Raw genomic sequence first — 14,000 nt, 5'->3', positions numbered from 1 at the left:
GGAACGCCCAGCGGCCCGCCCGACCGGGGTCAGTCGGCGGGGCGCCGGGCGGACAGCCGCCGCACGAGGGCGTGGGTACCGGCGCGCAGCCGCAGCGCGCTCCGGCGCGTCCGGGTCGCGAGCCGGGCGTAGGCGCCCGCGATGGACGCCGGGGTCCAGGCCCACTCCCGGACCCGGTCCCAGATCCGGTCCCCAGCCGGATCCTCGGCCGGGTCGTCGTCCAGCTCCTCGGCCGGGTCCTCGGCCGGGTCCTCGACCGGCGCGGGGCCGAGCAACCGGTACCGCACCAGCAGGGCGCCCGGCACCGCCACCAGGGCGAGCCAGCCCGCCGCCGCCAGGCCCGTCCACCACGGCACCGGTCCCAGCCGGGCCATCCGCTCGGCCGCCAGCGCCCCGCCGGACAGCCAGCCCAGCAGCGTCGCCCCGGCGCCGAGCAGCAGCGCGGCCGCCAGGGCCGCCGTCGCCGTCGCCGCGGGCGGCCAGGGCAGGTCCCCGCCCGACGGGGAGCGGCGGCCCGCCGCCGCCCGGCCCAGCAGGAGCGCCGGCACCAGCCCCGCCAGCAGCGGGAGCAGCAGCGCGGCCAACCGCCAGCCGCCCGGGCCCTCCTGGGGCAGCAGGGCGAACAGCGGGAACTCCGGCACCGGGCCGAGTTCCGTCCCGCCCGGCGACACCAGCGACCCGGCGCCGACCTCGAAGCCCGGGCCCAGCGCGTACGCGGCGCCCCACAGCACGGCGTTCGGCAGCAGCACCACGGTGACCAGCACCAGCCCGACCAGCGCGGCGGGCCCGCCGCCGAGCAGCGCCATCCCGCGCCCGCCCCCGGCCACCGCGTCCAGCACCGCCGCCACCGCCACCAGCAGCCCGCCCGCCGCGAGCAGCCCCGCCGCGGCCGCACCCGCCGCCTGGCACACCACGGGCATGCCCCCGGTCGGCCGCCAGCCCGGCGGGAGCCGGTCGAACAGCGCCTCGGCGTCGATCCGCCCCGCGCCGCCGGCCCCCGGCGTCCCGGCTGCCCCGCCGGACCGTACGCCCGCCGCCGTCGCCAGTCCGGCCACCAGGCCCACCACCAGGAGGTCCGGCAGCACCCGGCTGCGGAACAGTCCGGCGCCCGCGCTGTGCAGCGCCACCACGACCGCCACCGCGCAGTACCCCGCCCAGAGCGCCAGCGGGCCGCCCCAGCGCGAGCGCAGCCCCCGCCGCGCCGCCACCCCGGCCCCCGCCCGGTACAGCCGCACCACGGCCAGGGCCCCGAGCAGCAGCGGAGTGACCGTCAGCGGGGCGTCCGCGCCGCCGCGCAGGACCGGCGCGCCGTGCCCGAGCAGCCAGAGCGCACCCGCCAACCGGGTGGCACCGGCCGCGTCGGAGTCCGCGTACGGCGTCGCCACCCAGAGCCCGAGGACCGGCACCCCGACCACCGCGAGACCGACCAGCGCCGTCCGCACCCCCGCCAACAGGTCGGCCAGCGCCGGGCGTCCGCCCAATTCGCCGGGCACTTCCAGGAGCGGACGGCCCATCAGCTGCGTCATGCGCCTCATGGTGCCAAGGCGACTCGCCATGCTCCGTGAACCGGCAAACCGCCGCCGTGTCCCAGATTATTGTCTTATGCGCCTTTTCAGACCCTGCCCCCAAGCCGCCGTCGCCCCGGCCCGGAGCGTCTGATGACCACGCCACCCACCCGCGCCACCGATCCACTGCGGAAGCTGACCCCCCGTGAGGTCCAGGCCCTCACCCACCTGGCCGCCGGACACGGTCTCGATCACACCGCCGCCGCACTCGGCGTCACCACCGCGACCGCCCGTAGTTATCTGCACCGGGCCATGCGCAAGCTCGGCTGTCCCACCGAAGCCGCCGCGATCGCCCTGCTCAGGACCGCACCTCCGACCGGCCCGGGTCGGCGCCCCCCGGCCGCCCCCACCGGCACCGACCGCACCGGCACCGACCGCACGCGAGTGGCCCCCACTGCCCCGGGAGAACGCAGCGGCATGACCAAGACCACCCCGACCGGCGGGAAGCCCGGCACCGACAGCGACCGCCACCACCGCTCCACCGGCCCCGGCACCGGCTCCGGCCCCGGCCCCGGCCGGTCGACGGCGCACGGCGAGCCCGGCACCCCGGCGGCCTCCGGCCCCGGCCAGCAGACCGGCCAGCAGCAGCCCCAGCAGCAGGGCCGGCACCAGGGCCCGTCCGCCCGGTCCGGCCCCGCCCCGGGCAAGCCCGAGGCCCGGCGCCGTCGTCCCGCGGACGGCACGCGCGGCCCGCAGGGAGCCGGACGGAAGCCGGGCACCACCGCCGCGGCCGCCGCCCCGGCCGGTGCCCCCGAACCGGCCGCCCCACCGGCGCCCGCGGCCGCTCGGCCCGCTCCCGCCCCCGCCCCCGGCGGGCGCGACGCCGCCGACTCCCGTGAACGGATCAGCGCGGCGCTCACCGAGGCGGGCCACGGACGGGACCTGACGGAGAGCTTCGAGGAGCTGTACGAGGCCGCGCACACCCGGTTGGTGCAGCAGGTGTTCCTGCTGACCGCCTGCCGCCACCGCGCGGTGCACTGCGTGCGGCGGGCGTTCGGGGAGGCCCGGCAGGACTGGGGCGGGGTGGTCGGATCGGGCGATCCGGAGGGCTGGGTGCGGGTGCGGGCCTGCGAGCTGGCGCTGTCGCCGTGGCGGCGCGGCGGCCCCCGGCGGGTGCACGCGTGGACGCTGCCGCACCGGCGGATCAGGGTCCGCCCGGCCGACGAGGCCCAGTCGGTGCTGCCGGACCACGACCGGCTGACCGACCGGGACAAGGCGCTGTTGAAGGCCCTGCGGCGGCTGTCCCGGCCGCAGCGGCGGGCCCTGGTGCTGCACGACGGGCTGGGGCTGCCGGCGGCGGCGGTCGCGGTGGAGGTGGAGTCGACCCAGGCGGCCGCCGAGGGGCGGGTGTGGGCGGCGCGGGCGGCGCTGACGCAGTGGGTGCCGGAGCTGGTGGGGACGGACCCGGCGGCACCGGGGTTCGCGGACGGGCTGAGCAGGCTGCTGCACCGGGCGGCGGTGCGGGGCTGCCCGGAGCCGCACCGGGCGCCGGTACCGGTGCTCCGGGCCCAGCACCGGCTGAGCACGGCCGCCCGGACGGGCGCGGCGGTGCTGCTGACGGTCGCCGTGGGCGGGGCGACGGTGGCGACGCTCTCCGGGCTGCGTCCGGCGGCGCTGTTCCACCGGCCGGAGCAGCCGGTCCCCACGCTCTGCGTGCCGGCCCCGACCGCGGAGGTGGAGGCGCCGGGCGTGCCGCTGCTGCCGGGCGGGGCACCGAACGGCATCACCAGCCTGTGGTGCAGTCCGACGCCGGGGCTGGCGGCGGTGGTGGCGGAGCCGCAGGCCCAGGCGGTCGCGCGCTGGGAGCTGCCGGCCGCGGCCCACGGCGTGGCCCCGCCGCCGCAGCAGGACCCGGCGGTCTGCCCGAGCTGGTCGCCGCTGCCCTGCGCCACCGGCCCGGCGCACTGACGCGCCGGCACCCCGGCGCACTGAGGCTCCGGCGCGCGGGCGAGCCTGCGCGCCGGCCCCGGAACGGCGAGCGCCCCCGCCCTACGAGAGGGCGGGGGCGCTCAACGCACGGGTGACCGGGGTCAGCCCTTGGCGGCGATGATCTCGCGGGCCAGGCGGGCGGTCTCGGACGGCGTCTTGCCGACCTTGACACCGGCGGCCTCGAGGGCCTCCTTCTTCGCCTGGGCGGTGCCCGAGGAGCCCGAGACGATGGCGCCGGCGTGGCCCATGGTCTTGCCCTCGGGGGCGGTGAAGCCCGCGACGTAGCCGACGACCGGCTTGGTGACGTGCTCGGCGATGTAGGCCGCGGCACGCTCCTCGGCGTCGCCACCGATCTCACCGATCATGACGATGATCTCGGTCTCCGGGTCCTCCTGGAAGGCCTTGAGGGCGTCGATGTGGGTGGTCCCGATGACCGGGTCACCGCCGATGCCCACGGCCGAGGAGAAGCCGATGTCGCGCAGCTCGTACATGAGCTGGTAGGTCAGGGTGCCCGACTTCGAGACCAGGCCGATCTTGCCGGAGGTGGTGATGTCGGCCGGGATGATGCCGGCGTTCGACTGTCCGGGGCTGATCAGGCCGGGGCAGTTCGGGCCGATGATCCGGGTCTTGTTGCCCTTCGAGCCGGCGTACGCCCAGAAGGCGGCGGTGTCGTGCACCGGAACGCCCTCGGTGATGACGACGGCCAGGCCGATCTCGGCGTCGATGGCCTCGATGACGGCGGCCTTGGTGAAGGCCGGCGGCACGAAGAGCACGGAGACGTCGGCGCCGGTCTCCTTCATGGCCTCGGCGACGGAGCCGAAGACCGGGATCTCGGTGCCGTCGACGTCGACCGTGGTGCCGGCCTTGCGCGGGTTGACACCGCCGACGATCTGGGTGCCGGAGGCGAGCATGCGGCGGGTGTGCTTCATGCCCTCGGCGCCGGTCATGCCCTGGACGATGACCTTGCTGTCCTTGGTAAGGAAGATAGCCATGGTGTTGAGTCCCTTCCTTACTTGTTGGCCAGCTCGGCGGCGCGGTCAGCGGCGCCGTCCATGGTGTCCACGCGCTGGACCAGCGGGTGGTTGGCGTCGTCGAGGATCTTGCGACCCAGCTCCGCGTTGTTGCCGTCCAGGCGGACGACCAGCGGCTTGGTGACGTTCTCGCCCTTGCTCTCCAGGAGCGCGAGGGCCTGCACGATGCCGTTGGCGACCGCGTCACAGGCGGTGATGCCGCCGAAGACGTTGACGAAGACCGACTTGACGTCGGGGTCGCCCAGGATGATCTCCAGGCCGTTCGCCATGACCTCGGCGGAGGCGCCGCCACCGATGTCCAGGAAGTTGGCGGGCTTGACGCCGCCGTGCTTCTCACCGGCGTAGGCGACCACGTCGAGGGTGCTCATGACGAGGCCCGCGCCGTTGCCGATGATGCCGACCTGGCCGTCGAGCTTGACGTAGTTCAGGCCCTTGGCCTTGGCGGCCGCCTCGAGCGGGTTGGCCGCGGCCTTGTCCTCGAGCGCCTCGTGCTCGGGCTGGCGGAACTCGGCGTTCTCGTCCAGGGAGACCTTGCCGTCGAGCGCGATGATCTTGCCCTCACCGGACTTGATCAGCGGGTTGACCTCGACGAGGAGGGCGTCCTCCTTGATGAAGACGGTCCACAGCTTCTGCAGGACCTCGGCGACCTGGTCGGCGACCTCGGCCGGGAACTTCGCCGCGGCGACGATCTCGGCGGCCTTCTCCGGGGTGCAGCCCTCGTTGGCGTCGACCGGGATCTTGGCGAGCGCGTCGGGGTTCTGCTCGGCGACGACCTCGATCTCCACGCCGCCCTCGACGCTGGCCATGGCCAGGAAGGTGCGGTTGGTGCGGTCCAGCAGGAACGAGACGTAGTACTCGTCCTTGATGTCCGCGGTCTGGGCCAGCATCACCTTGTGAACGGTGTGGCCCTTGATGTCCATGCCGAGGATCTGCTCGGCCTTGGCGACGGCGTCCGCCGGGTCGGCGGCGAGCTTCACGCCACCGGCCTTGCCTCGGCCACCCACCTTCACCTGAGCCTTGACGACGGCGCGGCCGCCGAAGCGCTCCGCGATGGCGGCAGCGTCTGCGGCGGTCTCGATGACATCGCCGTCAAGCACGGGCACACCGTGCTTGGCGAAGAGGTCCCTCGCCTGGTACTCGAACAGGTCCACGTGTTTGTCCTTGTTCGTGGTCGCGGATTGTGTCTCTACGAGCGTGCCACGGCAGGATCTTCGCTGCGGGTCGTCGAAGCGGTGCGGGTACGCAGAGGTACGGCCTTGCGGCCCACACAGCCACGGGCGCACACGTCAATCAACACGCGCGTCACGTCCGTCTGGCAGGTTATCCCCGTGGGACGGGACTGTTCCGCCCGGGGCCTGTCCGTCATGGGTGAGAACCGTCACAGATCGGCCCACGGCCGTCGGCGGCACCTGCGGTCCGCCGATCGAGCGATTCACACGTTCGAGTGAAGTCGTCGCGGCCCCGGTCCTGGCTCCCGGTCCAGGCTCCCGGTGTCGGCTCCCGGTCAGGGCTCCCGGCCGGGGCTCACGATCGGACGCTTCTCGATCGCCGCCGCCATGATCTCGGGGAAGGCGTCCGGGGTGCAGGCGAAGGCCGGGGCGCCGAGCGCGGCCAGGGCGGCGGCGTGGGCGTGGTCGTACGCGGGGGCGCCCTCGTCGGAGAGCGCGAGCAGCGCGACGAACTGGACGCCCGCCGCCTTCATCGCGGCGACCCGCCGCAGCATGCCGTCCCGGATGCCGCCCTCGTACAGGTCGCTGACCAGCACCACGACGGTCTCCGACGGCCGGGTGATCCTCGACTGGCAGTAGGCGAGCGCCCGGTTGATGTCGGTGCCGCCGCCGAGCCGGGTGGCGAACAGGACGTCCACCGGGTCGGTCAGCTGCTCGGTGAGGTCGACCACCGAGGTGTCGAAGACGACCAGCCGGGTCTCCAGGCTGCGCATCGAGGCGAGCACCGCGCCGAAGACCGCGGCGTGGACGACGGACGACGCCATCGAGCCGGACTGGTCGACGCAGAGGATGACGTCCTTCCGCACCGCCCGCCGGGCACGGGCGTACCCGACCAGCCGCTCGGGCACCACGGTGCCGTACTCGGGCAGGTAGTTCCCGAGGTTGGCCCGGATCGTCCGGTCCCAGTCGATGTCCCGGTGGCGCGGCCGGTTCACCCGGGCGCTGCGGTCCAGGGCGCCGCCCACGGTGGCCCTGGTCCGGTCGGCCAGTCGGCGCTCCAGCTCGGCGACCACCTTGCCGACCACGGCCCGGGCCGACTCCCGGGTGGTCTCGGGCAGCGCGTGCTTGAGCGACAGCAGGGTGCCGACCAGGTGCACGTCCGGCTCGACGGCCGCCAGCATCTCCGGCTCCAGCAGCAGCCGGTCCAGGCCGAGCCGGGTGATCGCGTCCTGCTGCATCAGCTGGACGACGGTGGACGGGAAGTACTCCCGGATGTCGCCCAGCCAGCGGGCCACCTGCGGGGCCGAACCGCCCAGCCCGGCGCTGCGGCGGCCGCCCCGGGGCGCCCTGCCGCCCTCCTGCGGCGCGCCCCGGTAGAGCGCGGCGAGGGCGCCGTCCATCGCGGCGTCCCGGCCGCGCAGGGTGCAGCCGGTGCCGTCGGCCTCGCCGCCGAGCACCAGGCGCCAGCGGCGCAGCCGTTCGTCGGTCGGGGTCGCTGCCATCGGGTCCTCCTCGGTACGGCGGGCGGGTCGGGGGTGGCGGCCGCGGTCAGGTGTTGCGGCCGGTGGGCTGGCGGGGGATCCGCGGGTGGACGCCGAGCAGTACGGCCAGCACCGGGAGGGCCGCATCGGCGCGGTCCGGGTCGAGCGCCCGGGCCGACTCGGGCGCCGCCGGGGCGGCGTCCAGCGGACCGGCCGCGACCCGGCCGCCGATGGTGGTGCGCACGCCCGCCTCCAGCCCGGCGAAGGTGCGCCGCAGCAGTGGCAGGACATCGGTGAACACCTCGGCGCCGACCCCGCCGAGCCACTCGTCCAGCAGGGCGAGCAGCCGGGGGTCGTGCAGCAGCAGGGCGCCGCCGCCGGTGAGGAAGCCCTCGACCCAACCGGCCGCGTCGGCCGGGGCGTTGGCCGTCGACAGCACCAGCCGGAGCCGTCGGCCGGCCTCCTCGGAGTCCAGCCGGCCGTCGTCCAGCAGCAGCCGGACGGCGCGGCCGCGCAGCAGGCCGGGGACGCCGGTGGCCGGGGAGCCGGCGGGCTCGCGGCGGGCCAGCGAGCGCAGGGCGGCGGCCCAGCGGTCGGGCAGGCCCTCGGTGCCCCCGGCTTCACGGGCGTCATCGGCGTCACCGGCCTGCTGCGCGGCCGCGTCCGGGCCGAGCAGGGTGATTGCGCCGTGCACCTCGTCGATCCGGGCCCGCATCGCCGCCGCGCCGTCCGCGTCCAGACCGACACAGGCGGGTGGCAGCCCGACGCAGACCCGCTCGGCCAGCCCGGCCGCGGCCCCGGCCAGCGCACCGTGGTCGGTGCCGCGCACGTCGCCGTAGCGCAGTGCCCGGACCAGCGCGGGCAGCGCGCCCGCCAGGTGCGCGACGTCGGTGTCCAGGGCCGCGCAGTCCGCCAGCTCCCGCATCACCGCGGGCAGCGCACCGGACAGCCCGGCCAGCAGGCAGGTCTCCACCAGGCCGGTCAGCTCGGCGAGTTCGACGGCGGCCCGGGCGGTGCCGACCGCCTTGCCGACGGCGGCCTCCTCCACCGTGGTGCCCCACTGGGCGGCCTCGGCGATCCGGACCGCGAACTCCGGCTGCCAGCACAGCCGCCAGCTCTCCCGGAAGGTGCCGGTGGAGTTGACCGAGGACCGGGCCGGCACGCCCCACTCGACGCCCAGCAGCCGCAGCCGGTGCAGCAGCCGGGAGCGGGCCGCGTCGGTGTCCTTGCGCAGGTCCAGGTCGAGGTCCCGGGGCGCGGCCTCCGGCTTGAGCCGCAGCGAGCGCTGCAGCCGGGCCAGGTCGCGCTGCAGCGGCACCGCCGGCGCGCCGTCCGGCACCTCGCCGAGCGCGTCACCGACCACCAGGCGGTCCCGGACGAGTTCCAGGGCGACGTCCGAACCCTCGCAGAGCACCGCGCGGACGGCGTCCAGGGTCTCGGTCAGCCCGGCGAGCGGGCGGCCGCGCAGCACCGCGAGGGTCTCGGCGAGCCGGACCGCCTCGATCACGTGGGCGGAGGAGACCGGGTGGTCCTCGGCGCGCAGCAGCTCGGCGGCCCGGGTGAGCCAGCGCGGCACCGGGTCCCCCGCGGTGCTGAACAGGTGGTGGTACCAGCCGGGCGACTGGACGCCCGCGCCGTACCCGGCGGCCTGGGAGAGCCTGCGGTGCGTCCACGGGATCCAGGTGATGTCGGCCCGCACCTTCTTCGGCAGCCCGGCGAGCAGCGCCCGGTCGTGCGCCACGGTGGGCATGGCCGCCAGCGCGGGCACGTGGAAGGCGCCGCAGACCACGGCGATCCGGCGGTGCCCGGCCCGCCGGGCGGCCCGGATCCGCTGGCGCATGTGGGCCTCGCGCAGCTCGTCCCGGCGGGACTCGCCGAGCCCCTCGGCGCGCAGCGCGGCCATCGCCTCGGCGACGGCGGCGAACGGTGCCAGCGCGTCCGTGCCGGGGGCGCGGTGCTCGACCACGTCCTCCCACCAGCGCTCCGGGTCGTCGTGGCCGGCGGCCTCGGCGAGCAGCGCCAGCGGGTCCGCGGGCCGCTCCTCGCCGGCCTCCCCGGCTTGGTCGTCGGCCCGGTCCCAGGCCCGCTCCCCCGCGGCCGGCGCGAAGGCGTACCCGGCGGGCAGGTCGATGAAGTGGACCGGCAGGTCGTGGTCCACCGCGTGCCGGACCGCCACCCACTCCGGGGAGAACTCGGCGTACGGCCAGAACGCGGCCCGGGACGGGTCGTCCACCGCGTGGGCGAGCAGGGCCACCGGCGGCACCAGGTCCTTCCCGGCCGCCAGGTGGACGACGGCGTCGGCCTCCGCCGGGCCCTCGACCAGCACCGCGTCCGGCCGCCACTGCGCCAGCGCGGCCGCCACCGCCCGGGCCGAGCCGGGGCCGTGGTGCCGGACGCCCAGCAGGGCGACCTCCGGCGTCACGCCGTCACCTCGCGGGCCGCACGGTAGAAGTCCTTCCAGCCGTCGCGCTCGCGCACCACCCCTTCGACGTACTCGCGCCACACCGCCCGGTCCGCCACCGGGTCGCGGACGACCGCGCCGAGGATGCCGGCCGTCACGTCCCCGGCACGCAGCACGCCGTCGCCGAAGTGGGTGGCCAGAGCGAGGCCGTTGGTCAGCACCGAGATCGCCTCGGCGGTGGAGAGGGTGCCGCTCGGGCTCTTGACCTTCGTCCGGCCGTCCACGGTGAGCCCGGCCCGCAGCTCCCGGAAGACCGTCACCACGCGCCTGATCTCCTCGGCGCCGCCGGGCAGTTCGGGCAGGTCGAGGGAGCGGCCGAGCTGGTTGACCCGGCGGGTGACGATGTCGACCTCCTCGTCCAGCGAGCCGGGCAGGGGCAGCACCACGGTGTTGAAGCGGCGGCGCAGCGCGCTGGACAGCTCGTTGACGCCGCGGTCCCGGTCGTTGGCGGTGGCGATCACGTTGAAGCCGCGCACGGCCTGCGTCTCGCCGCCCAACTCCGGTACCGGCAGGGTCTTCTCGGACAGGACGGTGATCAGGCTGTCCTGCACGTCGGCCGGGATGCGGGTGAGCTCCTCGATCCGGGCGAGCTTGCCGTCCGCCATCGCCCGCATCAGCGGCGAGGGCACCAGGGCGTCCCGGCTGGGGCCGTGGGCGAGCAGCCGGGCGTAGTTCCAGCCGTACCGGACGGCCTCCTCGGGGGTGCCCGCGGTGCCCTGCACCAGCAGCGTGGAGTCGCCGCTGATCGCGGCGGCCAGGTGCTCGGACACCCAGGTCTTCGCGGTGCCGGGCACGCCGAGCAGCAGCAGCGCGCGGTCCGTCGCCAGGGTGGTGACGGCGACCTCGACGATCCGGCGCGGGCCGATGTACTTGGGGGTGATCCGGGTGCCGTCCGGCAGCTCGCCGCCGAGCAGGTACGTCGCCACGGCCCACGGCGAGAGCTTCCAGCGCTCGGGGCGCGGACGGTCGTCCTGCGCGGCCAGCGCGGCCAGTTCACCGGCGAACGCGTCCTCGGCGTGCTGCCGCAGAACGTCGGTCATGGGGGCTCCTTGAGGTCGGCCGCCGGGTACGCGGGTGCCCCGGTGGTGGGGTGAACGGGGGGAGCCAGGTCGGCGTCCCGGCCTGTGGGAACCACCTTGCAACGCGGCACTGACAACCGCCGGACGGGCGCCGGACAACCGCCGGACGGGGACCGGACGGACAGTCAGCCGCTGTCAGTGCCCCCGCCTACCGTCGGTCGCATGGAGGAACGCTGGAGCACCGAACACGTCCTGTCGCTGGCCCCTGACGCCGCGTCGCGGAAGGCGGCGGGCCGGCTGTCCGCGCCCACGCCCTGGTCCGGCACGGGCACCGACGGCGCCGTCCTCTGGGGCGAGTGCCGGGGCAGCGGCCGTACGCCGTACCGCACCGTGATCGAACTCGCCGCGCCCGCCTACCGGTGCAGCTGCCCCAGCCGGAAGTTCCCGTGCAAGCACGCGCTCGGACTCCTCCTGTTGTGGAGCGGCACCCCCGAGGCCGTCCCGGTCGGCGAGGCCGCCGACTGGGCCGCCGAATGGCTCGGGGCGCGGCAGGCACGGGCCGAGAAGCGCGCGAGCGCCCCGGCCGACCAGGAGGCCGCCCGCCGCCGGGCCGAGCGGCGCGGAGCCCGGGTCGCGGCCGGCGCGGCCGAACTGCGGCTGCGGCTGGCCGACCGAATCCGGCACGGCCTGGCCGACCACTCCACGGCCGGCCCCTGGGAGGAGGTCGCGGCCCGGATGGTCGATGCCCAGGCCTCCGGACTCGCCACCCGGGTACGGGAGTTGGACACCCTGCCGGAGGACCGGCTACTGGAGGAGTACGCGATGCTGCACCTGCTGGCCACCGCCGCCACCCGGCTCGACGAACTGCCGGCCGACCTGGCCGCCACCGTCCGCGCCCGGGTCGGCTACACCCTGGACGCCGCCGAGGTGCTGGCCGGCCCGACCGTACGGGACCGCTGGCTGGTGCTCGGCAGCCGCACCGCGCCGATGGAAGGGGGGACCGACGAGCGGCTCACCACCCGCCGGGTCTGGCTGCGCGGCGCCAAGACCGGCCGCCCCGCCCTGCTGCTCGCCTTCGGCCGCCCCGGCCAGGCCCCCGACCTCGCCCTGCCCACCGGCCACCTGCTGGAGGCCGAACTCGCCTACCACCCCGGCGCCCGCCCGCTGCGCGCCGTGCTCGGCACCCGCTACGGCGCCCCCGGGCCCGGCCCGGCCGAGGCGCCCGCCGGGCTCACCGTCGCCGAGGCGGTCGCCGGGTACGGCACGGCGGTGGCCGACGACCCGTGGCTGGACAGCTGGCCGACCGTGCTCGCCGGGGTCGTCCCGGTCCGCGCCCCGGACGGCTGGCACCTGACGGACGGCCACCACACCGTCCCGGTCCGCCCCTCGGCCGTCCCCGAGGCCGCGCTGTGGCGGCTGGCCGCGGTCTCCACCGGCCGCCCGCTGACGGTGTTCGGCGAGTACGGCCACCAGGGTTTCGCGCCGGTCACCGCCTGGAGCGCCGAGCACCGCCCGGTCGGCCTCACCTCCGCTTAGGAGAACCCGACGTCTCAGGAGAACCGACGATGACCCTCAACCAGGACCCGTGGGAGCCGCTGCGGACCAGCGCCCTGCTCGGCACCGACCGGCGCCCGCTCCCGCCCACCGCCCTGCCGCTCGCCGACGCCGTGGACCCGTCCGACCCGGCGACCGCCCTGCTGGAGCTGGCCGCGCTGGCCACCGTCCGCCGCCGGGCCGGCGCCCTGCCGGTACCGGCCACCGAGCCGCCCGGGCCGCCCGCCCCCGAGGACCCCCGACCCGAACTGCCCGAGGCCGCCGCCCGCCGGCTGGCCGTCCTGCTCGGCGGGCGCACCGGCGGCACTGGCGGCGGCACCGGCGGCGGCACCCTGGCCAACCTCGCCGAGCTGCTGCCGCAGTGGCTCGCCACCGCCCGGGCCGAGGGCCTGCGGCCGCCCGCCGCGCTGATACCCGGGCTGCTCGACGCCGCCCGGGCGCGCAGCGAACTGCGCTCCGACGCCGTGGCGCTGGCCGGCCCGCTGGGCCGCTGGCTCGCCGCGCAGAACCCGGACTGGCGGTTCGTGCTGCGCACCACCGCCGGCCCGACCCGGGGGCCGAACGACCCGGCCGAGCCGGACAACCCGGCCGGCCCGGACGACCACCGGCTGTGGCACGAGGGCCTGTTCGCCGAGCGGGTCACCCATCTGACCATGCTGCGCCGCCGCGACCCGGCCGCCGGACTGGAGCTGCTGCGCAGCACCTGGCCCACCGAGCGCGCCGAGGACCGGCTGCTCTTCCTGGACGCCCTCCAGGACGGCCTCTCCCCCGCCGACGAGCCCTTCCTGGAGGCCGCCCTGGGCGACCGCAGCAAGAACGTCCGCGCCACCGCCGCCGAACTGCTCTCCACCCTGCCCGACTCGGCGCTCGCCCGGCGGATGGCCGAGCGGGCCCGGGCCGCCGTCCGGCTCGCCGACAGCGGCACCCACCTGCTGGTCACCCCGCCCGCCGAGTGCGACGAGCGGATGCAGCGCGACGGCATCGCCCCCAAGTCGCCCACCGGGCGCGGCGAACGGGCCTGGTGGTTCGGCGAGGTGGTGGCCGCCGCGCCGCTGTCGGTCTGGTCGGCCGACACCGGTCTGACGCCCGAGCAGCTGCTCGCACTGCGGGTCGGCGACAGCGTGGACGAGACCAGCAGCAGCTGGGCCGACGACCTGCGGGAGGCCTGGGCGCGCGCCGCCGTGCGCCAGCACGACGCCGACTGGGCCCGGGCCCTGCTCGGCCCGGCCCCCGCCCCGCCGACCCGGGGCGCCGGGCGGGCCCGGGGCGCGCGGGTCACCGGCGCCCCGGCGAAGCTGCTGGCCGTGCTCCCGCCCGAGGAACGGGCCGCCTGGACGGCCGCCTTCATCGAGGTGCACGGCCTTGCCGAGGCCTTCCAGCTGCTCGGGGCCTGCGCCACCCCGTGGACGCCGCCGCTGTCCACCGCCGTGGTGACGGCGCTGGCCCGGGCCGCCGCCTCCGGCGCGTACCCGTGGAGCCACAGCGGGGTGCTCGGGATGACGGAGCGCGCGCTCGCCCCCGGGACGGCCGCCGCGGTGGAGGAGCTGGCCGCCGGAGCCTCGCCCGACTCCGCCTGGTCGGAGACCTTCGCCCGGCTGGCCGGGACCCTGCGCTTCCGGGCGGCGATGCTCGACGAGCTGACGGTCCACGCCGGTTGACGCACCGTCGGGCCGGGCGGCCGGTACGGCGGGTGGGCGGGTACGGCCGGGCGGGCAGCGCGGCCGTACCGGAGCACGCCCCGGGAACGCCCGAGCGGGCCGGTCCAGGACGGACCGGCCCGCTCGGCGCACA

At 76.7% G+C, this 14,000-nt stretch carries 9 protein-coding genes; 3 read left to right on the top strand and 6 right to left on the bottom strand.

What is annotated here, in order from left to right:
• Window positions 1–29: 29 nt before the first annotated feature.
• On the bottom strand, window positions 30–1,526 hold the full coding sequence (locus ACIQWA_RS34200; RefSeq protein ID WP_402489288.1) for a DUF6350 family protein: 1,497 nt from the start codon (window positions 1,524–1,526) through the stop codon (window positions 30–32).
• A 132-nt stretch (window positions 1,527–1,658) separates the two neighbouring features.
• Here ACIQWA_RS34200 and ACIQWA_RS34195 point away from each other — a divergent pair, with 132 nt between their 5' ends.
• Entirely contained in the window at window positions 1,659–3,473 is a 1,815-nt protein-coding gene (locus ACIQWA_RS34195) for a LuxR C-terminal-related transcriptional regulator (protein ID WP_402489286.1), read from the top strand.
• A 122-nt stretch (window positions 3,474–3,595) separates the two neighbouring features.
• Here the strand turns inward: ACIQWA_RS34195 and sucD are convergent, their stop codons facing one another.
• The 5 genes from sucD to ACIQWA_RS34170 form a co-directional block, all read right to left on the bottom strand.
• Window positions 3,596–4,486: a succinate--CoA ligase subunit alpha gene (gene sucD / locus ACIQWA_RS34190; protein WP_360238123.1), complete on the bottom strand. Its 891-nt coding sequence runs from the start codon at window positions 4,484–4,486 to the stop codon at window positions 3,596–3,598.
• Window positions 4,487–4,503: 17 nt separating this feature from the next.
• Complete coding sequence (sucC, locus tag ACIQWA_RS34185; RefSeq protein WP_360238125.1) at window positions 4,504–5,676, bottom strand: ADP-forming succinate--CoA ligase subunit beta; 1,173 nt, start codon at window positions 5,674–5,676, stop codon at window positions 4,504–4,506.
• Between the two features lie 353 nt (window positions 5,677–6,029).
• Complete coding sequence (locus tag ACIQWA_RS34180) at window positions 6,030–7,196, bottom strand: VWA domain-containing protein (RefSeq protein WP_402489283.1); 1,167 nt, start codon at window positions 7,194–7,196, stop codon at window positions 6,030–6,032.
• Between the two features lie 46 nt (window positions 7,197–7,242).
• Entirely contained in the window at window positions 7,243–9,597 is a 2,355-nt protein-coding gene (locus ACIQWA_RS34175; RefSeq protein ID WP_402489281.1) for a DUF5682 family protein, read from the bottom strand.
• The gene (locus ACIQWA_RS34170) at window positions 9,594–10,676 is read right to left on the bottom strand and encodes an AAA family ATPase (protein WP_402489278.1); all 1,083 of its coding nucleotides are present in this window, start codon (window positions 10,674–10,676) and stop codon (window positions 9,594–9,596) included. Before ACIQWA_RS34170 ends, ACIQWA_RS34175 begins: the two co-directional genes overlap by 4 nt.
• Before the next feature lie 201 nt (window positions 10,677–10,877).
• Between ACIQWA_RS34170 and ACIQWA_RS34165 the strand changes: the two genes are divergently transcribed.
• Both ACIQWA_RS34165 and ACIQWA_RS34160 read left to right on the top strand, forming a co-directional pair.
• Window positions 10,878–12,191 carry an SWIM zinc finger family protein gene (locus ACIQWA_RS34165; protein ID WP_402489276.1) on the top strand — a complete coding sequence of 438 codons (1,314 nt, stop codon included), beginning with the start codon at window positions 10,878–10,880 and terminating at the stop codon, window positions 12,189–12,191.
• Between the two features lie 29 nt (window positions 12,192–12,220).
• A complete protein-coding gene (locus ACIQWA_RS34160; protein WP_402489275.1) occupies window positions 12,221–13,867 on the top strand; it encodes a DUF5691 domain-containing protein in 1,647 nt (548 codons plus the stop codon).
• The last annotated feature ends 133 nt before the right edge of the window (window positions 13,868–14,000 follow it).

The organism is Kitasatospora sp. NPDC098652, from assembly GCF_044760155.1.
Lineage (GTDB): Bacteria > Actinomycetota > Actinomycetes > Streptomycetales > Streptomycetaceae > Kitasatospora.
Note: the sequence above shows the minus strand (reverse complement) of the source record. Positions and strands in the feature narration are given on the sequence as shown.